Annotated in this window: 22 protein-coding genes and 1 tRNA gene; 11 read left to right on the top strand and 12 right to left on the bottom strand. The window is 68.1% G+C overall.

What is annotated here, in order from left to right:
* Positions 1 to 7: 7 nt before the first annotated feature.
* The 5 genes from ASD37_RS26070 to ASD37_RS26050 form a co-directional block, all read right to left on the bottom strand.
* A tRNA-Ala gene (locus ASD37_RS26070) sits at positions 8 to 80 on the bottom strand.
* 49 nt (positions 81 to 129) lie between these two features.
* Entirely contained in the window at positions 130 to 1,227 is a 1,098-nt protein-coding gene (gene glpR / locus ASD37_RS26065; protein WP_056558594.1) for a gephyrin-like molybdotransferase receptor GlpR, read from the bottom strand.
* Positions 1,228 to 1,359: 132 nt separating this feature from the next.
* A complete protein-coding gene (locus ASD37_RS26060; RefSeq protein WP_056558591.1) occupies positions 1,360 to 2,013 on the bottom strand; it encodes a GNAT family N-acetyltransferase in 654 nt (217 codons plus the stop codon).
* 11 nt (positions 2,014 to 2,024) lie between these two features.
* Positions 2,025 to 3,278: a gephyrin-like molybdotransferase Glp gene (glp, locus tag ASD37_RS26055; RefSeq protein WP_056558588.1), complete on the bottom strand. Its 1,254-nt coding sequence runs from the start codon at positions 3,276 to 3,278 to the stop codon at positions 2,025 to 2,027.
* A 38-nt stretch (positions 3,279 to 3,316) separates the two neighbouring features.
* Entirely contained in the window at positions 3,317 to 4,231 is a 915-nt protein-coding gene (locus ASD37_RS26050) for a UTP--glucose-1-phosphate uridylyltransferase (protein ID WP_056558585.1), read from the bottom strand.
* A 93-nt stretch (positions 4,232 to 4,324) separates the two neighbouring features.
* On the opposite strand from ASD37_RS26050, the gene ASD37_RS26045 reads away from it, so the two are divergent.
* From ASD37_RS26045 to mscL, 4 genes are all read left to right on the top strand, one after another.
* Positions 4,325 to 4,882 (top strand): 5-formyltetrahydrofolate cyclo-ligase, encoded by a 558-nt coding sequence (locus ASD37_RS26045; protein WP_056558583.1) that lies wholly within the window; start codon positions 4,325 to 4,327, stop codon positions 4,880 to 4,882.
* 114 nt (positions 4,883 to 4,996) lie between these two features.
* Positions 4,997 to 5,365, top strand: coding sequence for an FmdB family zinc ribbon protein (locus ASD37_RS31180; protein WP_082570431.1), 369 nt, complete (start codon positions 4,997 to 4,999; stop codon positions 5,363 to 5,365).
* Positions 5,366 to 5,429: 64 nt separating this feature from the next.
* Entirely contained in the window at positions 5,430 to 6,086 is a 657-nt protein-coding gene (locus ASD37_RS26035) for an SAF domain-containing protein (protein ID WP_056558577.1), read from the top strand.
* 78 nt (positions 6,087 to 6,164) lie between these two features.
* Complete coding sequence (gene mscL, locus ASD37_RS26030; protein WP_056558574.1) at positions 6,165 to 6,611, top strand: large-conductance mechanosensitive channel protein MscL; 447 nt, start codon at positions 6,165 to 6,167, stop codon at positions 6,609 to 6,611.
* A 62-nt stretch (positions 6,612 to 6,673) separates the two neighbouring features.
* On the opposite strand, the gene ASD37_RS26025 is transcribed toward mscL, so the two are convergent.
* The 7 genes from ASD37_RS26025 to rpmF form a co-directional block, all read right to left on the bottom strand.
* On the bottom strand, positions 6,674 to 7,297 hold the full coding sequence (locus ASD37_RS26025) for an MspA family porin (RefSeq protein WP_056558571.1): 624 nt from the start codon (positions 7,295 to 7,297) through the stop codon (positions 6,674 to 6,676).
* A 376-nt stretch (positions 7,298 to 7,673) separates the two neighbouring features.
* Positions 7,674 to 7,832 (bottom strand): hypothetical protein, encoded by a 159-nt coding sequence (locus ASD37_RS32050; RefSeq protein ID WP_200960003.1) that lies wholly within the window; start codon positions 7,830 to 7,832, stop codon positions 7,674 to 7,676.
* 161 nt (positions 7,833 to 7,993) lie between these two features.
* Positions 7,994 to 8,491, bottom strand: a complete 498-nt coding sequence (locus ASD37_RS26020; protein ID WP_056559925.1) for a molybdenum cofactor biosynthesis protein B — start codon at positions 8,489 to 8,491, stop codon at positions 7,994 to 7,996.
* Between the two features lie 71 nt (positions 8,492 to 8,562).
* Complete coding sequence (locus ASD37_RS26015) at positions 8,563 to 9,906, bottom strand: S1C family serine protease (protein WP_056558569.1); 1,344 nt, start codon at positions 9,904 to 9,906, stop codon at positions 8,563 to 8,565.
* Between the two features lie 150 nt (positions 9,907 to 10,056).
* A complete protein-coding gene (locus ASD37_RS26010; protein WP_235568587.1) occupies positions 10,057 to 11,466 on the bottom strand; it encodes an ATP-binding protein in 1,410 nt (469 codons plus the stop codon).
* Between the two features lie 121 nt (positions 11,467 to 11,587).
* On the bottom strand, positions 11,588 to 12,274 hold the full coding sequence (locus ASD37_RS26005) for a response regulator transcription factor (protein ID WP_056558567.1): 687 nt from the start codon (positions 12,272 to 12,274) through the stop codon (positions 11,588 to 11,590).
* Between the two features lie 69 nt (positions 12,275 to 12,343).
* Complete coding sequence (rpmF, locus tag ASD37_RS26000) at positions 12,344 to 12,517, bottom strand: 50S ribosomal protein L32 (RefSeq protein WP_056558563.1); 174 nt, start codon at positions 12,515 to 12,517, stop codon at positions 12,344 to 12,346.
* 211 nt (positions 12,518 to 12,728) lie between these two features.
* Here rpmF and ASD37_RS25995 point away from each other — a divergent pair, with 211 nt between their 5' ends.
* The 7 genes from ASD37_RS25995 (at position 12,729) to ASD37_RS25965 (ending at position 21,832) form a co-directional block, all read left to right on the top strand.
* Positions 12,729 to 14,441: an acyclic terpene utilization AtuA family protein gene (locus tag ASD37_RS25995; RefSeq protein WP_255354944.1), complete on the top strand. Its 1,713-nt coding sequence runs from the start codon at positions 12,729 to 12,731 to the stop codon at positions 14,439 to 14,441.
* The gene (locus ASD37_RS25990) at positions 14,438 to 15,586 is read left to right on the top strand and encodes an acyl-CoA dehydrogenase family protein (RefSeq protein WP_056558560.1); all 1,149 of its coding nucleotides are present in this window, start codon (positions 14,438 to 14,440) and stop codon (positions 15,584 to 15,586) included. The genes ASD37_RS25995 and ASD37_RS25990 overlap by 4 nt, the downstream gene beginning before the upstream one ends.
* Positions 15,587 to 15,645: 59 nt before the next feature.
* On the top strand, positions 15,646 to 17,178 hold the full coding sequence (locus ASD37_RS25985; RefSeq protein WP_200960015.1) for an acyl-CoA carboxylase subunit beta: 1,533 nt from the start codon (positions 15,646 to 15,648) through the stop codon (positions 17,176 to 17,178).
* Positions 17,179 to 17,266: 88 nt separating this feature from the next.
* On the top strand, positions 17,267 to 19,249 hold the full coding sequence (locus ASD37_RS25980) for a biotin carboxylase N-terminal domain-containing protein (RefSeq protein WP_056558553.1): 1,983 nt from the start codon (positions 17,267 to 17,269) through the stop codon (positions 19,247 to 19,249).
* Complete coding sequence (locus ASD37_RS25975) at positions 19,246 to 20,403, top strand: acyl-CoA dehydrogenase family protein (RefSeq protein WP_056558550.1); 1,158 nt, start codon at positions 19,246 to 19,248, stop codon at positions 20,401 to 20,403. Before ASD37_RS25980 ends, ASD37_RS25975 begins: the two co-directional genes overlap by 4 nt.
* A complete protein-coding gene (locus ASD37_RS25970; RefSeq protein WP_056558546.1) occupies positions 20,403 to 21,188 on the top strand; it encodes an enoyl-CoA hydratase family protein in 786 nt (261 codons plus the stop codon). Before ASD37_RS25975 ends, ASD37_RS25970 begins: the two co-directional genes overlap by 1 nt.
* Positions 21,189 to 21,250: 62 nt before the next feature.
* The gene (locus ASD37_RS25965; protein ID WP_056558543.1) at positions 21,251 to 21,832 is read left to right on the top strand and encodes a DUF1707 domain-containing protein; all 582 of its coding nucleotides are present in this window, start codon (positions 21,251 to 21,253) and stop codon (positions 21,830 to 21,832) included.

Genomic DNA, 21,832 nt, shown 5'->3' with positions numbered 1-21,832 from the left:
AACTCTGTGGAGCTAAGGGGAATCGAACCCCTGACCTTCTCGATGCGAACGAGACGCGCTACCAACTGCGCTATAGCCCCTTGTATCGGTAGCAGGCTACCAGTGCCGGTCCCCCGGCTAGAAATCGAGCTACTGACCCGAGGCTCGCGGCAGGTCGTACTCCCGCGCGAAGGTCGCGTAGTCGAGGTGTTCGAAGATCGGATCCTCGTCGTCGATCTCGAGAACCACCGACCCGGGCCGCCGCAGCCGCGCAGGCACGACGTCAAATTCCTGGTCCTTGGTGTTCTCCACACCGAGGTGCGACCGCATCATCCGCTGCGCCCGACGCCGCCGCACGCGCTCTTCGATGCGCGTCTGGCGCCGCAGGTAGCCGAGGTAGAGGATCGTGACGCCGCCGACCGTGCCGCACAACCACCAGAACGTCGGCGACACCGCGTAGGCGGCCACCGCGGTGAGCAGCAGCAGTGCCGACATGACCATCAGCACGCGCTTGCGGAACCGGTACTTGCGCGCGCTGACGGCGGCGGCGGTCTTCGACTCGTAGCTCCGGCGACGTTCCTGCGACTTCGATCCAGCGGCGTGGGGTGGGGAGTCCGCAGCGGCCTCGACGCCCGAGGAGTCGTCGACGTATTCGTAGTCGTGGTCCGGGTCGTCCTCGGACACCGCTTCGAATTCGTCGGTCATGTCGTCGGTCGTGTCATCGGCGACGATTTCGTCTACGTCCGGTTCGTGCGCCTCGACGGCTTCCGCGACACCGTCGACCTCCTGCAGGTCGTCGACCGAGAACACCGCGGTGTTGTCGCCGAAGTCCAGCGGCAATTCCGGCTCCTGGTCGAAGGCCCGTTGCGCGGACGCGCCGAGCGGCAGTGCGCCGGAGTCCTCTTCGACGACGTCGACGTCGAGGTACTCGGACTCGGCCTCCACAGTCGCGGCGGCCATCACCACGACCGCCGTGCGGGGCGCGTCCTCCTCCTCGCGGTCCTCGTCGTCGTACTCGTCGAGGTCGTCGTGCGTCGGACGCCAGTCCGGGTCGCTGTGGTGGCCGGCGGCAGGCTTGCGGCGGCGCAGCAGTCGCGCGCCGTGGCCGGAGTTCAGCACGCGCGTAGACAGCGCGACGTCGCTGGTGCGACGCACGATGTCTCGCTTGCTGATCAACATCGGAACCAGCACGAACAGCCAGAGCACGACGAGACTTATCCAAAGAAGAGACTGAGGGATGCTTGGCATGACGCCGGCTCCTTTCCCCGTGAAGGTAGGTCCGTGACCAGCGCATCCGGGGACGACGCGCCGGGGCTAATTACACACCTGTAATTCACCTCTGACAAGCACATTCGCCCCATTAGCCACAACTGCAACAGATTAGGCCCAATTGGCACGCCCGGCACGGACCAACGCAGACGTTGCCGAGCCGTTCAACTCCTCGATCGTGATCGCCACCAGCAGGTGGTCACGCCACCCGCCGTCGACCTCCAGATACCGCTTGAGCAAGCCCTCCTCGCGGAAGTTGGCCTTGGCCAACACGGCCCGGCTCCGTGCATTCTCCGGCCGCACCGTCGCCTCGACCCGGTGCAGACCGACGGGACCAAAGCCATGGTCCAGACCCAGCGCCAACGCCGCCGTCGCCACCCCGCCGCCGTTGCGCGCCTTGGCCACCCAGTAGCCGATCCACGCCGAACGCAGCGCGCCGTGCGTCACGTTCCCAATCGTCAACTGGCCGCACAACTCCCCGTCCAACTCGATCGCATACGGCAGCATCCGACCCTTCCTGGCCTCCGCACGCAACCCGGAACAGATCGACGGCCACGACGAAATCGAGTGCCGCGCTTCCCAATCCACCTCGGCGACCGGTTCCCATGGCTCGAGGTGCGCCTGATCGGCCAGCCGGATGCGGCTCCACACCGCACCGTCGCGCAGCCGGATCGGACGCAGCCGCACCAGACCCGCCGGCACCCGCAACGGCCCGACGGGCTGCGGCCAGCCCGGGTGCATCGACGACGACCGCCACAGGTTCATGATCGTATTTCTCAGCCGCGTTGAGCCAGGAAGGCCACGTCCACGATCTCGCCGGTACGGACCTCCTCGGCCTCACTGGGGACCACGACGAGACAGTTCGCCTCCGCGAGCGTCGCCAGCAAGTGCGACGACGCACCGGGCGCCCCACCAAGCGCCTGGACGAGGTATTCGCCCGTGTCCTGATCGCGCATCAACTGGCCACGAAGGTAGCCCTTACGGCCCGCCACCGACGTGATCGGTGACAACGTCCTCGCCTGCACGACGCGCCGAAGCGGCTGCCGTTTGCCCAACGACATGCGGATCAGCGGCCGCACCATCACCTCGAAGACCACCAACGCGCTCACCGGATTGGCAGGCAACAGGAAGACCGGCACGCCGTCGCGCCCCAGCTGCCCGAAGCCCTGCACCGACCCGGGGTGCATCGCGATGCGCGACACCTCCATGTCGCCGAGCTCCGAGAGCACCGCCCGCACGCTCTCGGCCGCGGTGCCACCCACCGCCCCGGCGATCACCAAGACCTCGGCGCGGTTGATCTGGCCCTCGACGACGTCGCGCAAGGTCTTCGACTCGGTGTCCACGATGCCGACACGATTGACCTCGGCACCCGCGTCGCGACCCGCCGCGGCCAACGCATAGGAGTTGACGTCGTAGACCTGCCCGTTTCCCGGACTGCGCGACACGTCGACCAGCTCACCGCCGACGCTCATCACCGACAGTCGCGGACGAGGATGCACCAGCACGCGCTCGCGGCCCACCGCGGCGAGCAACCCCACCTGCGCGGCGCCGATGATCGTGCCCGACCGGACGGCGACGTCACCCGGCTGCACGTCGTCACCGGTACGGCGCACGTAGGCGCCCGAACGGACCCCGCGGAGCACCCGCACGCGCGCGTCACCGCCGTCGGTCCAGCGCAACGGGAGCACCGCGTCGGCAAGCGTCGGCATCGGCGCACCGGTCTGCACCCGCGCGGCTTGGCGCGGCTGCAGCCGGCTCGGCGTCTTCGCACCCGCCTCGATGAGACCCATCACCGGAAGGCTGACCTCACGGTCGCCGTCCTCGTCGTCACCGGCCTCGACGCCGAGGACGTCGACGCTACGTACCGCATAACCGTCGATCGCGGCCTGATCGAACCCCGGAAGCGGGCGTTCGGTCACGACCTCCTCGGCACACATCAATCCCTGTGCCTCCGCGATGGCCACCCGTACGGGTCTCGGCGCCACCGCGGCGGCAGCCACCTTGGCCTGCTGCTCCTCCACCGAACGCACTCGTGCGCCTTTCTCCAGTCATGGAGCCCATGCGCAAGTCAGTTGGCGCTCAGGCCCAATCGCTCGACCAACCAGCGCCGTAGCTCCGGTCCGTAGTCGTCACGCTCCAATGCAAAGTCAACCGCAGCCTTGAGGTACCCGCCGGGATTTCCCAGGTCGTGTCGAGAACCGCGGTGCACCACCACGTGCACCGGGTGGCCCTCCTCGATCAGCAGGGCGATCGCGTCGGTCAGCTGGATCTCGCCGCCCACGCCCTTCTTCACGCGCCGCAGCGCGTCGAAGATGGCGCGGTCCAACACGTACCGGCCGGCCGCGGCGTACAGCGAGGGAGCGTCCTCCGCCTTCGGCTTCTCCACCATGCCCTTGACGCGCAACACATTTGGGTTCACTGCGTCGGGAACTACCTCGACGTCGAACACCCCGTAGGCGCTGATCTCGTCGGCAGGCACCTCGATGGCGCACAGCACCGATCCCCCGCGCTTGGCGCGCACCTTCGACATGGTCTCCAAGACACCGGTCGGCAACACCAGGTCGTCGGGCAGCAGTACCGCCACGGCGTCCTCGTCGTCGTCCAGACTCGACTCGACGCAGCTCACGGCGTGACCGAGGCCCAGCGGCTCGGCTTGCACCACCGACTCGACCTTGATCAGACCCGGCGCCCGGCGCACCTTCTCCAGCATCACCGTCTTGCCGCGCGCTTCGAGGGTGCCCTCGAGAATCAGGTCCTCGACGAAGTGCGCGACGACGCTGTCCTTGCCCTCGGAGGTGACGATGATGAGCCGCTCGGCGCCCGCCTCGGCCGCCTCTGCGGCGACCAGTTCGATGCCCGGCGTGTCGACGACGGGCAGCAACTCCTTCGGCACCGTCTTCGTCGCAGGTAGAAAGCGTGTGCCCAAACCGGCAGCCGGAACGATCGCGGTGCGTGGGATCGGCACCAAAGCCCGTGTCGTCATCGTTCACACCATAACGTCATCGGTCGTCCGCAACCGGGTGAGCCCGCCAGTCCGACGTGGCATCGTGAGCCGGTGCCACCAACGAAGGCCGAGATGCGGACCGCCATCCTGTCGGCTCGCCGCGCGGTCCCCGACGACGTAAGGCGTGCGGAGGCCGAGGAACTGCGTCGACGCTTGGCGGCGCTGCTGCAACCGGGCGACACCGTCTGCGCGTACGTGCCCGTCGGTTCCGAGCCCGGTTCGACGGACATCCTCGACTCGCTGGTCGACTCCGGGGTGCGTGTTCTGCTGCCCGTGGCCCGTGAGGACGACGCGGGCCATCCGCTGGCGCTGACCTGGGGCGAGTACCGCGGGGAGCTGGTTTCCGCCCGCTTTGGACTCCGTGAGCCACCAGCGCCCTACCTTCCCGCCGAGGCGATCGGCATGGCGTCGACGGTCGTCGTCCCCGCGCTGGCGGTCGACCGGGTGGGCAGCCGGCTCGGGAGGGGCGCCGGCTACTACGACCGGAGCCTGGCGATGGCGAATCCCTCGGCGCGGTTGATGGCGATGGTTCGCGACGACGAGGTGCTCGACCGTCTCCCGGCCGAACCGCACGACGTGCCCATGACGCATGCGCTCACCCCGGGTGGCGGCCTCGTCGAACTCCGCTGACCGGCGGCGACTTACGTCGTCGCCAGTGCGGCGGGAATGGCGTGGCCCGCGTAGCGGTTCTAGCACTTGAGCAGCTAGAGTGCTAACAGATTTCGTCTTTTTCCGGAGGTTTTGGTGCCGACCTATTCGTACGCTTGTACCGAGTGCGACAACCGTTTCGACGCGGTGCAGGCATTCACAGATGACGCGCTGACCGAGTGCCCGAAGTGCTCGGGCCGGTTGCGCAAGCTCTTCGGCTCGGTGGGCGTCGTGTTCAAGGGCAGCGGCTTCTACCGCAACGACAGCCGCGAAACCTCGAAGAGCACGATCAACGGCTCCAGCGGCGGCAGCGACTCCTCAAGCTCTTCGGAGAAGTCGGCCGACAAGCCTGCGGAGAAGTCGTCGACGTCGACCGAGAAGTCGTCGAGCCCGTCGAGCTCGGACAAGTCCAGCTCGACCCCCTCGTCGAGCAAGCCCGCGTCCGCGCCGGCCTCCTCCAGCTAGCAGTTATCCACAGGGCGATCCCCACCCCCTGCCACAACGTGGTTCGGCTGCCTAGCGTGGCCATATGGGGGAATCACTCAACGCGTCGCTGACGTCGCGCCTCGTCGCGGGTGTGCGACCGGACTGGACGCGCACCGTCATGGCTCGCCGCGTGACCGCGGGAGCCCTCGTTCTGTTGGCCGCCGCCGCCGCGCTGCGCCCAGATCCCACCGAGGGAAAGACCGACGTCGTCGTCGCGACCCGCGACTTGGCACCGGGCGTCGAGCTGGTGGCCTCCGACGTTCGCGTCGAATCACGTTTGGTGGCCACGATTCCCGACGGCGCCACGACGAACGGCACCGACCTGGTCGGCGCCACGCTTGCCGGTCCGGCCCGCCGCGGAGAGGTGCTCACCGACGTGCGGGTGCTTGGCTCGCGCCTCGCCGACGCCACCGCGGGACCGGACGCCCGCATCGTCCCCGTCCACCCGACCGATGCAGCGCTGCTGGATCTGGTGCGCACTGGCGACGTGGTCGACGTACTAGCCGTTTCAGAGGCCGTCGACGGCTCTGGTGAACAGCGCTCGCGCGTGGTTGCCACGAACGCGATCGTGGTGCTGGTCTCGTCGACGTCCAAGGACAGGAGCCGCGACGGCGTGGTGCTGGTCGCGTTACCGGTCCTCAAGGCGAACGAGGTGGCCGGGGCGTCCCTGACCCAAGCCATCACCCTCACCTTCCACTGAGCGTCCTCAGGATGGGGTTAGCGTTGCCCCACGGGTTGTGGCGTACGTGCCTGACCATTCATAGGAAGGACGTTCCACGTGTTGAAGGGATTCAAGGAGTTTCTCTCCCGCGGCAACATCGTCGACCTGTCGGTCGCGGTCGTCATCGGTACCGCGTTCGCAGCGCTCGTCAAGACGTTCACCGACGCGATCATCACGCCGCTCACCAGCCGCATCGGAGCGAGCGGCACCGACGTCGGCGTCCTGAAGGTGTCGATCGGCGGCGGGCAGGTCATCGATCTCAACCTGATCATCTCGGCGGCCATCAACTTCATCTTGGTCGCCGCGGTCGTCTACTTCTTGGTGGTGGTGCCGTACAACCGGCTCCGCAAGAAGGGTGAGGTCGAGCAGGCCCAGGACACCGAGTTGAGCCTGTTGACCGAGATCCGCAACCTTCTCAAGGACGGCGTCAGCGCCGAGACCGTCACCGGCCCCGGCACCGGCCCCAGCCCCGACACCGCGAAGAACACCAGCGGCGACAGGTAGCGCACACACACGAAAACAGCCCCCGGCCGATGGCCGGGGGCTGTTCTCGTTGAACTAGGGAGTTAGTTCATGTTCCACGGTTCGCCGTACGTGGTGACGCTGTCACCCGTCGACGCGATGAGCCGTGCGAACGGACGCAGGAGCACGCCGCCGGCAGCGCCGGTGACCGTTCCGTGAGCGTTCGAGACGGCGACGCCACCGGATGCACCCTTGACGTCGACCGAGAAGGTCGCGACTTCCTGGATGCCGGGGCCGTTGCCCAGGTCAGCGCTGATGGAGACGCCCGGGAACAGGTTCGGGGTGATGACCTGGATCGGGTTCGCCGGCGTCGCATCGTCGAGCAGGATGTTCGGCGTGGTGTAGCTGAAGTTGATGCCAACGCCCAGCGACCAGGGGAAGCCGATCTGGTAGCCCAGCTCCAGCGTGCCCTCGAACTCATCGGCGCCGGGGCCGGCGACGATGAACTTGGCCCGACCCGAGTGGAACCACTCGCGGGTGAGGCGGTTGCGGTCGAGCGGGAAGACACCGTTGAGGAAGGTGTCCCACTGCTGAACCGTAAGGGTGCGATCCTGGCCGTCGACCAGGCTCAGCTCGTTGTCCAACCCTGCGTGAGAGGTGCCCGTGCTGGTGAGGAGCGCCGCGAACGCTGCTACCAGAGCGACCAGCACCCGACTGATTGCCTTCATGTTCTCCCTAGCTTGTCGTGACGAACCCTGCGGTCCGCCGTTTCCTGTGAGTGCCCGGCTCTACGGCTAAGCCTGACACCCCGCAAGAGCTTGATGTGAGTGGAATTAGAAATCCCACATGCTTCTCTTACGTAATGCTCATCGTTGACAGCGAGAAACATAACGGTGAGGCCCCCACCCGGCAACGCGTACGCGTCAACCTGAGCCAAAGGGGTGGGCGCCGGAGGATGTTTGCCCAATGGGCAGAGCCGGGTGCACGGGGTGCCCAGGGACCGATCACGGGCGCCGCCGAGCTGCCGATCGTTGGCACATCGGAGCTGATCAGGAGATTGATTTTGACTGCCGTCAGGTCCCGCGCTGGGCAGAAAACGACAGCTCAGCCGTGGTGCGGCGGGACGTTGTCACGCAACCAGGCGTCGCGTTCCGCGTCGCGGCTGGAGGGGGTGTCGTCCCACTCGTCCTTGGTGGTCTCGGGCAGAGATTCACCGAAAATGTCGTTAACTGAAAGCGGCTTGTGCGGCGAATCACCCGTCACAATGGCATCCCAATGTGACGAAGATCACATACCGTCCCGGGAAGTAGTTCACCGTGCGGCAACACAATCCCGCCGCGCCCCAGTGGTAACTCCTCACACACCGAACACCCCGCAGAGCGCTGCTCGCGGGGGTCGGTGAATGCCAAGGACGGCAAGGCGGCCTAAATCTCCAAGCTGGACAGCTGGCCGATGATCTGGATCGCCAGCGGTCCGAGCGTCGCCATGCCGTCGCGAACCGCGCCGCGAGAACCGGCGATGTTCACGACCAGAGTGCTGCCCGAAATTCCAGCCAGCCCGCGGGAAACACCCGCGTCGACGAGTCCTGCCGACAGACCGGACGCCCGCAGGGCCTCGGAGATGCCAAGCAATTCGCGGTCGAGGATCGTCGTGGTGGCCTCGGGCGTCACGTCGCGAGGCGTCACACCCGTGCCTCCGACCGACACGACGAGGTCGACGCCACCGATGACGGCAGTGTTGAGCGCGTTGCGAATCTCGATCTCGTCGGCGGACACGACGACTACACCGTCGACGACGAATCCGGCCTCCCCCAGCAGCTCGGTGACCACCGGACCGCTGTGGTCCTCTTCATCTCCGTGCGCAGTCCGATCGTCGACGACGACGACGAGCGCACGACCCACCAACTCACCAGGCTGTTCCATGATGGCAACCGTATATCCCGCCACCGACGTCGGCGAAGCGATCCTGAGCTCCGGGCGACCCGGCGCGACCGTCACTGCTGTGCCTTTCCAAGAGTGACGTCGACGGTCTGAGGCTTCCCCGACGTGTCTATATAGGTCAACGTGACCTTCTCACCGGGGGCTCTCGACCGCACTGCCGCCACCAATGCGTCGGCACTGCCGATCACCCGGTCGTCGACCTTGGTGACCACCACACCACTCGGCATGCCCGCGGCCGAGGCCGCACCACCGGCGGTGACGTCGACGATCTTGGCTCCGTCGACGCCCGCGTCGTTGCCGACCTGGACCCCGAGCGAGGCATGGGAGGCGGTGCCGTTCTGGATCAACTCGTCGGCGATGCGCTTGGCCTGGTCGACAGGAATCGCGAAGCCCAGGCCGATCGAGCCGCTCTGCGACTGGCCCGAGTCGCCGCCGAGGGTGGCGATCGCGGAGTTGACGCCGACCAGCTCGCCGTTCATGTTCACCAACGCACCACCGGAGTTACCGGGGTTGATCGCCGCGTCGGTCTGGATGGCGTCCAGGACCGTGTTCTGGTTCTGCGCGTCGCCGCCGGCGGCCACCGGCCGGTTCAGCGCGCTGACGATGCCGGTGGTGACCGTGCCCTCGAGCCCCAGTGGCGAACCGATGGCGACGACGTCTTGGCCGACCCGAAGGTTCCCCGACGACCCGAGGGTGATCGGAGCCAGGCCCGTAGCGCCGACAGCCTGAACCACCGCGATGTCGCTGCTCGGATCGGTCCCGACGACCTTGAACGTCGTCGTCACGCCGTTGGCGAAGGTCACCTTGGTCTGCACGCCGCCCGCAGGTCCACCGGGGCCGCCGTTGGCGGCTGCCACCACGTGGTTGTTGGTCAGGATGAGGCCGTCGGTCGACAGGATGATGCCCGACCCCTCCTCGGACTGCCTGCCCATGTCGGTCTCGAGCTTCACCACGCTGGGAACCACCTTGGCGGCGACCTGCTCGACGGACCCGGCCGGAAGGCTTGCCGCCGGCTCACCCTGCGTCGCTCCCGACGACGTCGAGCTCCACGACGGCGTGCCCGGTTGCACCAGCGTGGCGACACCGCCGCCGATGCCTGCCGACACGACGGCGATCGCCAACGCACCAACGGTCAACCGGCCTGCTCGGGAACGCCTCTCGGGCGCGGCGGGCGGGATCGGCATCATCCGCGTGGGATCGACCCGGTACGGGTCATGCGGGCCACGGTGGGAATGCGTCGCCTGCGGAGGCTGGGTCGCGTAGCGCCAGTCGAAGGGCTGCTGCTGCGGGTAGCCACCGGTGCGGTGCTGGCCGGGGTACCCCGGCGCCGCGGCCTCGTGCGCGCCGGGACGATGCCCGGGCGGCGGTGGCGGCGAGTACCTCGGATCGTTAGTCATTGCGGCTGTTGGCTCTTCTTTCGAGTCGTGTGCGTCAGCGATCTGTCGTGATAACGAAAGCCGTCCCCCGACAGTGCCCCCCTGGGCTGAGAATCCACTTAGAGAACTTTCTGGACTTGCCCAGAACTCCCCGGCAGAGCCAATCCCCGTTCACCCATTCTCGGGGTTGCCGGTCGTCCCGTCCATCGCTCCGCCCTCGCGTGTCGCACCCGCTGGGACGCCGTCGCCCATCAGGGGCCGGCCCGGCAGGAGTACGTAGATCGAGGTTCCCGGCGGGTCGGCCAGTGGCGTCGCGTAGTCGATGCGAAGGGTCCCACCGTGTTTGACGACGACCTGTTTGACGATCGCCAGACCGAGGCCGGAGCCGGACATCGACCGCGCCGACGTCGACCGGTAGAACCGCTCGAACACCAGCTCGCGCTCGCTCGGCGGGATGCCCGGGCCCTGGTCGGACACCACCAGTTCGGCGTAGTTCGCGTCGACCTGGACCATCCGCACGCCGACCCGGCCACCGGGCGGGCTCCATTTCGCGGCATTGTCGAGAAGGTTGAGCACAGCCCTGGACAGGGTGGCCTCGTCGCCGTACACCTGCCATGGAACGGTGTCGACGTCGAACTCGATGTCGTTGCGGCGCCGCCGAACTCGTTCAAGACTGCGGTCGACGACCTCAGACAGGTCGACGGGCTCGTGAATCGTCACGCCGGCGTCGTCCCTGCTGAGGTCGACGAGGTCACCGACCAGCGTGGACAGCTCCTCGATCTGGGCGATCACGTCGGTGCGCAAACCGGCCATCTCCTCCTCGGGGATGCTCGGCGCGCCGGGCGCCATCGACGCCATCAGCAGTTCGACGTTGGTGCGCAACGACGTCAGGGGCGTCCGCAGCTCGTGTCCCGCATCGGTGACGAGGCGGGCCTGGCGTTCCCGAGACTCGGTGAGCGCCCGCAGCATCATGTTGAACGCCTCGGTGAGCCGGGCGAGCTCGTCGCTGCCGTAGACCGGGATGGGTCGTAGGTCGTCGGTTCTCGCGACGCGCTCGGCGGCGTCGGTCAGACGCGCCACGGGGCGCAAGCCGGTTCGGGCCACGGTGCCACCGGCGATCGCGGCGACCGCCATGCCGAGACCTCCCACGATCAGCAGGATGGTGCCAAGGCGTTTGATCACCCCCGCCGTTGGGCCAAGACTCTTCGATATCAGCAGGGAATCACCGCTGGGCAGGTGAACGGCCAGCACGCGCTGAAAGTTGACGGTGCGCAACGACATTCGCAGATTGCCCTGGATGACGCCCTTCTCGGGGTCGCCGAGCGGCAGCGTCTCGCCCTCCTGGTTGGCCGTGTAGATGCTGCGGCCCGGCATCACGAACATGGCGTTGACGTCGGAGTAGGCCGTGCCCTCGATCGCCTTGCCAGGGTCGACGGCCAGCAGACCGCTCTCGATGAGCAGCCGCGCGCGGATCTGCAGCTGGTTGTCCATGTCGTCGTACAGCGCGCGAGACACCACCGCGTAGACGGCGAGGGCCATCAGCACCACGACCATTGCCACCATGGACATGGCGAGCAGCATCACCCGCCATCGCAGAGACACCGAGCTGGCGCGATGGGTGCCGTACGTCTGCACGTCGGCCGCGCGTCGTTCGCGGGACCGCCACCAGAACGGCGATCTGACCGAACCCATCAGGGCGTCGTCACGGCGGGGTCTCCCGCAGGACGTATCCGACGCCGCGCACGGTGTGGATGAGCCGCGGCTCCCCGTCGGCCTCGGTCTTGCGGCGCAGATAGCCGACGTAGACCTCGAGGGCGTTGCCCGAGGTCGGGAAGTCGAATCCCCACACCTCTTCCAGGATCCGGCTGCGGGTCAGCACCCGGCGTGGATTGGCGATCAACATCTCGAGTAGGGAGAACTCGGTTCGGGTGAGGCTGATCTGGCGCTCGCCGCGGGTCACTTCCCGCGTCACCGGATCGAGGCTCAGATCGGAGAACGTCATGGCCTCGGAGCCGCCGTCGTCGGGGAGGACGCGTCTCCGGAGCAGCGCCCGCATCCGCGCCAACAGTTCTTCGAGGGCGAACGGCTTCGGCAGGTAGTCGTCGGCTCCGGCGTCGAGGCCGGCGACCCGCTCCGACACCGAATCCCGGGCCGTGAGAACCAAGATTGGCAGGTCGTCGCCGGTGCTTCGGAGCCGACGGCACACTTCCAGGCCGTCGAGCCGGGGCATCATGACGTCGAGTACCAACGCGTCGGGCCGATCGGTGGCGATCAGGTCAAGAGCTTCGAGACCGTCTTGCGCCAAGTCGACCGAGTATCCGTTGAACGCGAGGGACCGGCGCAGGGATTCGCGCACAGCGCGATCGTCGTCAACCACGAGTATGCGCACAGCCACAGTTTCAACCCAGTGTCTGAGACGGGCCTGAGAGGCGCGCCGTCAGAGGGGGTGACGAGTGGGTCAGCGGCGGTCGAGGTCGACCAGGCCCAGGCGTGCGGCCTTGAGCAGGCGACGCGGGACCTTGTGCAGCTGACCTGCAACGTTCACGTTGACCAGGCCGGTAGCCTCGGTCTTCCACTGCGACCGCCGACTACGGGTGTTCGACCGCGACATTCTCCGCTTCGGCACAGCCATGGTGGAACTTCTCCTCTTGAAATTTCTTGCTTTTGATTACGCCGCGCACACCCCAAGTCCTCTGGAGCGTCGGCAATTGCTCCTCAGGATAGCCGGATAGCCGCTCAGCCTCCAAAAACGGCCGCACACCCCTTGACGCAGTACCGGTGGTACCGGCTAACCTACCGGCCTACCGGTTGGTTGATCCGTCGACGACGACAGGAGCTCTTGGGTGAGTCCGCAGGGCACTAGCGCAGTTCGCATCGGAAACTGCTCGGGCTTCTACGGCGACCGCCACGCCGCCATGCGGGAGATGGTTACCGGCGGAGAGCTCGACTACCTCACCGGCGACTACCTCGCCGAGCTGACGATGCTGATCCTGGCCCGAGACCGCGCCAAGTCCCCGGACCGCGGCTACGCCAAGACCTTCCTCACCCAGCTCGAGGAAAGCCTCGGCACCGCACTGGACAACGGCGTCAAGATCGTCGCCAACGCCGGCGGCCTCAACCCGGCCGGTTTGGCGGCCGCCGTCCGAGCCCTCGCCGAGCGGCTCGGTCTTCCGGTGAACGTCGCGCACGTCGAGGGTGACGATCTCGTCGCCCGCCGCGCCGAATTCGGTTTCGCCGACGACGTGCTCGCCGCCAACGCCTATCTGGGCGCCTGGGGCATCGTCGACTGTCTCGACGCGGGCGCCAACGTCGTCGTCACGGGCCGAGTCACCGATGCCTCGGTGATCGTCGGGCCCGCGGCGGCCCACTTCGGTTGGGCCCCTTCCGACGTCGACGCCATCGCCGGGGCGGTCGCCGCGGGGCACGTCATCGAGTGCGGCACCCAGGCGACGGGCGGCAACTTCGCGTTCTTCGACACCGTTCCCGATCTGATGCACCCCGGGTTCCCGATCGCCGAGATCGAGGCCGACGGGTCCTCGGTCATCACGAAGCATCCCGGCACCGGCGGGCTGGTCAGCGTCGACACCGTCACCGCCCAGCTGCTGTACGAGATCGGCGGCGAGCGCTACGCCAACCCCGACGCCACGCTGCGGGTGGACAGCCTCCACTTGAGCGACGACGGCCCCGACCGCGTCCGCATCAGCGACGTCCGTGGCGAGGAGCCGCCGCCGACGCTCAAGGTGTCGTTGAACGCGGTCGGCGGGTTCCGCAACGCGATGACGTTCGTGTTGACCGGCCTGGACGTCGAGGCCAAGGCCGACCTGGTGCGGCGCCAACTGGAGGCCGGGCTGACGGTGCGGCCCGCCGAGTTGGAGTGGACGCTGGCGCGCACCGACCATCCCGACGCCGACACCGAGGAGTCGGCGAGCGCACTGTTGCGTTGCGTGGTCCGCGACTCCGACCCGAAGGTTGTCGGCCGCCAGTTCTCCTCGGCCGCAGTCGAATTGGCTCTGGCCAGCTATCCGGGTTTCACCACGACGGCGCCGCCCGGTGACGGTCAGGTGTACGGCGTGTTCACCGCCGGCTACGTCGACGCCACCGACGTGCCGCACGTCGCGGTGCACGCCGACGGCGGCCGCACGTCGATTCCCGCAGCGTCGCCCACCCGGGAACTCGCGCCCGTCGACCCGGCCCCGCTCCCGCCACCGCTGCCAGCCGGACCGACCCGTCGGGCACCCCTTGGCCTGGTGGCCGGCGCGCGCAGCGGCGACAAGGGCGGCAACGCGAACGTCGGGGTGTGGGTACGAACCCACGACGAGTGGCGTTGGCTGGCGCACAAGCTCACCGTCGACGCCCTACGCGAGTTGCTCCCGGAGACAAGGGATCTGCCCGTCACCCGTTACCTGTTGCCCAACCTGCGCGCCGTCAACTTCGTCATCGAGGGCATCCTCGGCAAGGGGGTGGCCCACCAGGCCCGCTTCGACCCCCAGGCCAAGGGGCTCGGCGAATGGTTGCGCTCCCGCCACGTCGACCTACCGGAGGCCTTCCTTTCATGAGCGTGTGGACCACCCCAGAACGCGAGCAGCTCCGAAAGACGGTGCGCGCCTTCGCCGAACGCGACATCCTCCCCTACGCCGCCGAGTGGGAGCGCACCGGCGACATCCCGCGTGAACTGCACCGCAAGGCGGGTGACGCCGGGTTGCTCGGCGCCAGCCTGCCGGAGTCGGTCGGCGGCGAGGGCGGCGACGGTGCCGACGCGGTCGTCATCTGCGAGGAACTTCACCAGGCTGGCGTGCCCGGCGGCGTGTTCGCGTCGCTGTTCACCTGTGGGATCGCCGTGCCGCACATGGTCGCCTCTGGTGACCAGCGTCTGATCGACACCTACGTGCGGCCCACGCTGCGCGGGGACAAGATCGGCGCGCTGGCGATCACCGAGCCGGGCGGCGGATCGGACGTCGGCCACCTGACGACGAAGGCCGTCCGCGACGGCGATGACTACGTCGTCAACGGCGCCAAGACCTACATCACCTCCGGTGTCCGGGCGGACTACGTCGTGACCGCCGCGCGCACCGGTGGCCCCGGCGCGGGCGGGGTGTCGCTCATCGTCGTCGACAAGGGCACTCCCGGTTTCGAGGTCAGCCGCAAGCTGGAGAAGATGGGGTGGCGCTCCTCGGACACCGCCGAGCTGTCCTACACCGACGTCCGGGTGCCCGTTGCCAACCTGATCGGTGTCGAGAACACCGGCTTTCTGCAGATCGCGGGTGCATTCGTCTCGGAGCGGGTCGGGCTGGCCGCGCAGGCGTACTCCAGCGCCCAGCGCTGCCTCGACCTGACCGTCGAGTGGTGCCGCAACCGGGAAACCTTTGGACGACCGCTGATTTCGCGCCAGTCGGTGCAGAACACGCTCGCCGAGATGGCGCGGCGGGTCGACGTGGCGCGGGTGTACACCCGGTACCTGGTGGAGCGGCAACTCGAGGGCGAGACCAACCTGATCACCGAGGTGTGCCACGCCAAGAACACCGCCGTCGAGTCGGGTGAGTGGGTCGCCAACGCGGCCGTCCAACTGTTCGGCGGCATGGGCTACATGGCCGAGTCCGAGGTCGAACGGCAGTACCGCGACATGCGCATCCTGGGCATTGGCGGTGGGACCACCGAAATCCTCACCGGCTTGGCGGCCAAGACGCTTGGATATCAGGCGTGAGCCCACTCAAGTCACTGGTCGACGTGACGGGCGCTGCGTTCGCCGACGCGGCCACCGCCATGACCGCCAAGTTGGCCGAACTCGACACCGAGCACGCCAAGGCGCTGGCAGGCGGCAGCGCGAAGTCCGTCGAGCGCCACCACGCCCGCGGCAAGCTGACCCCGCGCGAGCGCGTCGAACTGCTCGTCGACGCCGACTCCCCCTTCCTCGAGCTCAGCCCGCTGGCCGCGTGGGGCAGCGACTTCCACGTGGGGGCCAGCGTGGTCACGGGCATCGGCGTGGTCGAGGGCGTCGAATGCCTGGTGGTCGCCAACGACCCCACCGTGAAGGGCGGCACCAGCAATCCTTGGACGCTGCGAAAGATTCTGCGCGCCAACCAGATCGCCCGCGAGAACCGGCTTCCCGTGATCTCGCTGGTGGAATCCGGCGGCGCGGACCTGCCGACGCAAAAGGAAGTGTTCATCCCCGGCGGCCAGATGTTCCGCGACCTGACCCGGTTGTCGGCCGCGGGCATCCCCACCATCGCGCTGGTGTTCGGCAACTCGACCGCAGGCGGCGCGTACGTGCCCGGCATGTCCGACCACGTGGTGATGATCAAGGAACGGTCGAAGGTGTTCCTCGCCGGGCCACCGCTGGTGAAGATGGCCACTGGCGAGGAGTCCGACGACGAGTCCCTCGGCGGGGCCGAGATGCACGCCCGCACCTCGGGTTTGGCCGACTACCTGGCCAACGACGAACTCGACGCCATCCGCATCGGACGCCGCATCGTGGCCAGGCTCAACTGGCACAAGGCTGGCCCGCGACCCGGCCCGGTGACCGAGCCGCTGTTCGACGCCGACGAACTGATCGGCATCGTCCCCGCCGACCTCCGCGTTCCGTTCGACCCCCGCGACGTGATCGCCCGGATCGTCGACGCCTCCGAGTTCGACGAGTTCAAGCCGCTCTACGGCGGGTCGCTGGTGACGGGCTGGGCGACACTGCACGGCTATCCGATCGGCATCCTGGCCAACGCCCGAGGGGTGTTGTTCAGCGAGGAGTCACAGAAGGCGACGCAGTTCATCCAACTGGCCAACCGCTCCGACACACCACTGTTGTTCCTGCACAACACCACCGGGTACATGGTCGGCAAGGCGTACGAGGAAGGCGGCATGATCAAGCACGGCTCGATGATGATCAACGCGGTCTCCAACTCGACGGTGCCGCACATCTCGCTGCTGCTCGGCGCGTCCTACGGCGCAGGCCATTACGGCATGTGCGGGCGGGCCTACGATCCACGCTTCCTGTTCGCCTGGCCCAGTGCCAAGTCGGCCGTCATGGGCGGCGCTCAGCTCGCGGGTGTCATCTCGATCGTCAGCCGCGCGGCCGCCGAGGCTCGCGGCCAGCAGGTCGACGAGGACGCCGACGCCGCCCTTCGCGCCGCAATCGAGTCGCAGATCGAAGCCGAGTCCCTGCCGATGTTCCTGTCCGGCCGCATGTTCGACGACGGTGTCATCGACCCCAGGGACACCCGCACGGTGTTGGGAATGTGTCTGTCCGCCATCGCGACCGGACCGATCGAGGGGACGTCGAACTTCGGCGTCTTCCGGATGTGAGCGCCCGAATGTCCCCCACCCACGCGATTTGTGGAGTGCTACCGGCGGTGAGCGCCGCTCAGGCTCCACAAATCGCGGGAGGAGAGAAGTGATTCAGCGCGTATTGGTCGCCAACCGCGGCGAGATCGCCCGCCGCGTCTTCACCACCTGCCGCAGGCTGGGCATCGGCACCGTCGCGGTCTACACCGACCCCGACGCCGACTCGCCGCACGTCACTGAGGCCGACGTCCGGGTGCGCCTGGACGGCCGCAACGGCTACCTCGACGCCGACCAGCTGATCGCGGCGGCTCGGGCCGCCGACGCGGACGCCGTCCATCCCGGCTACGGATTCCTTTCCGAGAACGCCGAATTCGCCGCCGCCGTGCAGGACGCCGGGTTCACGTGGATCGGGCCGCCGGTTGCCGCGGTACGGGCGATGGGCAGCAAGATCGAGGCCAAGAAGATGATGGCCGCCGCGGGCGTTCCGGTGCTCGACGAACTGGATCCAGACGCCGTGACCGCCGACCAACTGCCGGTGCTGATCAAGGCGTCCGCAGGCGGCGGCGGCCGCGGCATGCGGGTGGTCCGCGAGCTCGCGGAGTTGGCCTCGCAGGCCGAGGCCGCCCGCCGGGAGGCCGAGTCCGCGTTCGGCGACGGAGAAGTGTTCTGCGAGCGCTACCTTGCCGCCGGTCACCACGTCGAGGTGCAGATCATGGCCGACGCGCACGGCACCGTGTGGTCGGTCGGCGAGCGGGAGTGCTCGATCCAGCGCCGCCACCAGAAGATCGTCGAGGAGGCCCCGTCGCCGCTCGTCGAGCGCACCCCGGGCATGCGCGCCAAGCTGTTCACCGCGGCGCGCCTGGCGGCCGAGGCCATTGGCTACACCGGCGCGGGGACCGTCGAGTTCATGGCGTCCTCGGATGGTCCAGACTCCGGGTCCTTTTACTTCCTGGAGATGAACACCCGCCTGCAGGTCGAGCACCCCGTCACCGAGGAGACCACCGGGCTCGACCTCGTCGAGCTGCAACTGCTGGTCGCCGACGGCGGCCGGCTCGACGCGGAACCACCTGCTTCGCTTGGTCATTCGATCGAGGCTCGGCTCTACGCCGAGGACCCCGCGAAGGACTGGCAACCACAGGCCGGCCCCGTCCACCGGTTCGAGGTGCCATCGACGGCGACCGAGTTCTCGGTGCTGGGCCGTGCTGGCGTCCGCGTCGACTCCGGCGTGGTCGACGGGTCCGCGGTGTCGGTGTTCTACGACCCCATGCTGGCCAAGGTCATCTCCTTCGCCCCCAGCCGGAGGCAAGCCGTGGCCATCCTGGCCGACGCGCTGGCCCGCACCCACCTGCACGGCATCCGCACCAACCGCGATCTGCTGGTCAACGTGCTGCGGCATCCTGCGTTCCTCGACGGGGCGACCGACACCGCGTTCTTCGAGACCCACGGGCTGGCCGCGCTGGCTGCACCCTTGGCCGACCCGTCGACGACCGCACTGTCGGCGCTGGCGGCCGCCCTCGCCGACGCTCACGACAACCGAAGGGCCGCAACCGTGATGGGTCAGCTACCGAGCGGCTGGCGCAACCTCGCGTCCGGCTTCCAGACCAAGCGCTATCTCGACGACGTCGGCGACGAGCACGAGGTGCGCTACCGGTTCGGCCGCGCCGGGCTGGAGCTCGACGGCGCAGACGCCGTGACCCTGGTGTCGGCGGCGCCGGGCCGGATCGTGCTGGGCGCCAACGGTGTCGAGCGACCGTTCGACGTGGCGCGCTACGGTGAGCACGTCTTCGTCGACGGTCCGCTCGGGCCCGTCCACCTGGTGGCGCTCCCTCGCTTCCCCGACCCCGACTTGGCCGTCGCCAAGGGCTCGCTCTTGGCGCCGATGCCGGGTTCGGTGACCAGGATCGCCGCGGCCGTCGGCGACGCTGTCACCACCGGCCAGCCGCTGATCTGGCTGGAGGCCATGAAGATGGAGCACACCATCGCCGCGCCCGGCGACGGCGTGCTCGCCGAACTGAACGTGACGGCCGGTCAACAAGTCGACGTCGGCGCCGTGCTCGCTCGCATCGACAATCCCCAAGGAGATCCCGCATGAGTTTCATCGAAACCGACGAACAGCAGCAGCTGCGCAAGGCCGTTGCGGCCATGTCCGCGAGCTACGGGTCGGAGTACTACCTGGAGAAGGCTCGCGCCGGTGAGCACACCACCGAAATGTGGAGCGAGGCAGGCAAACTGGGGTTCATCGGGGTGAACCTGCCCGAGGAGTACGGCGGCGGCGGCGCTGGGATGTACGAGCTGTCGCTCGTCATGGAGGAGATGTCCGCAGGCGGCTGCGCGCTGCTGATGATGGTCGTCTCCCCTGCCATCAACGGCACGATCATCGCCAAGTACGGCACCGAAGAGCAGAAGCAGCGCTGGCTGCCCGGGATCGCCGACGGTTCGATCACCATGGCGTTCGCCATCACCGAGCCGGACGCCGGATCCAACTCGCACAGGATCACCACGACGGCCCGCCGCGACGGCGACGACTGGATCCTGTCCGGCCAGAAGGTCTACATCTCCGGCGTCGACCAGGCGCAGGCGGTGCTCGTGGTGAGTCGCACGGCCGAGGCGAAGACGGGCAACCTCAAGCCGGCGCTGTTCGTCGTGCCCACCGACACCCCCGGTATGTCGTGGACCAAGATCGACATGGAGATCGTCAGCCCGGAGAACCAGTTCCAGTTGTTCCTCGACGACGTGCGGCTGCCCGCCGACGCCCTGGTCGGTTCGGAGGACGCCGCGATCGCGCAGCTGTTCGCAGGCCTGAATCCCGAGCGCATCATGGGCGCGGCCAGCGCGGTCGGCATGGGACGCTTCGCGATCAACAAGGCCACCGACTACGTGAAGACCCGGCAGGTGTGGAAGACGCCGATCGGCGCGCACCAGGGCATCTCACACCCCTTGGCGCAGAACCACATCGAGATCGAGCTGGCCAAGTTGATGATGCAGAAGGCCGCCACGCTCTACGACCTCGGTGACGACGGCGGGGCCGCCGAAGCGGCGAACATGGCCAAGTACGCCGCCGGTGAGGCGTCGGTGCGCGCCGTCGACCAGGCCGTGCAATCCCTCGGCGGCAACGGGTTGACCAAGGAGTACGGCATCGCTTCGGTGCTGACCGCGTCCCGCCTGGCCCGCATCGCACCGGTGAGCCGGGAGATGATCCTGAACTTCGTCGCCCAGACGTCGCTCGGCCTCCCCCGGTCCTACTGATGCTGGTCGCCTACGAGGTTCGGGGCGCAGTCGCGCGCCTGACGTTGGACTCGCCGCACAACCGCAACGCCCTGTCGACGGCCCTGGTTCAGCAGCTCCACGACGGCCTATCGGCGGCGGCGGCGGACCCGGACGTCCGCTGCGTGGTGCTCGGCCACACCGGCGGCACGTTCTGCGCAGGCGCCGATCTCAGTGAGGCCGCCGGCCGCGATCCCGGCGACCTGGCCACCGACCGGGCCCGCGAGATGGCCGAGCTACTGCGCGCGTTGGTCGCCTCGCCGATGCCGGTCATCGGCGCGGTGGACGGCCACGTGCGGGCGGGTGGCCTCGGTCTGATCGGCGCGTGCGACGTCGTCGTCGCCGGACCGTCGAGCACCTTCGCGCTGACCGAGGCGCGCATCGGCGTCGCCCCGTCGATCATCTCGTTGACGTTGCTGCCGAAGATGTCCGCCAGGGCCGCGGGGCGCTACTTCCTCACGGGAGAGAAGTTCGGCCCGGCGGAGGCGCGGGACATCGGTTTGGTCTCCGTCGCTACCGACTCTGCCGAGGCCGTCGCCGCCGCCGTCGACCAACTGGTGGCCGACGTCACGAAGGGGTCACCGCAGGGCTTGGCAGCGTCGAAGGCGTTGACGACGGCGTCGATCCTCGCCAGCTTCGACGCCAACGCCGAGGCGCTGACCACGCAGTCGGCAACGTTGTTCGTCTCCGAGGAGGCCCGTGAAGGCATGACGGCCTTCTTCGAGAAGCGCCCACCGAGGTGGGTCGGTGCGCCGACGGCGCCATGATTTAGCTGACTTCCTTGCACGGCACCTTGCATGTCTGACCGATCGTCGTAGGCTCGACGTCGATGAGCAATGGAGCGTCGCGATACGGGTCGATGCGTGCTGCCGACACCGATCGCATTCAGGTGGCACAGTTGCTCACCGATGCCGTCGCACAGGGCCGCCTCGAAATGAGCGAGTACGAGGACCGGCTGAAGAAGGCCTACGCGGCCCAGACGTTCGACGAGCTCGACCGCCTCAGCTCCGATCTGCCGGGCATCGCCACCACGGCGCCCGCGATCGGACCTGGCCAACCCGCCCCGTCGACGCTGCTCCTGGCGATCATGAGCGGTTTCGAGCGGCGCGGTCGGTGGAACGTCCCCAAGCGCCTGACGTCGGTGACCGTGTTCGGCGGCGGCGTCATCGACCTTCGCTACGCCGACTTCACCGCCGCCGACGTGGAAATCCACTCGTACTCGATCTTCGGCGGCCAGACCATTCTGCTGCCGCCGGAAGTGAACGTCGTCGTGCGCGGTGTCGGCGTGATGGGCGCCTTCGACCACCTCGCCGACGAGGGCTCCCCCGGCGCCCCCCACGTCACGATTCGCGGGTTCTCGCTGTGGGGAAGCGTCGGGATCAAGCGCAAGAAGCGCAAGGCCCAGCAGTAG

Origin of the sequence: Mycobacterium sp. Root135, from assembly GCF_001426545.1 — a bacterium.
Lineage (GTDB): Bacteria > Actinomycetota > Actinomycetes > Mycobacteriales > Mycobacteriaceae > Mycobacterium.
The sequence above is the reverse complement of the archived record's forward strand: the minus strand, read 5'-3'. Positions and strand labels throughout refer to the sequence as shown.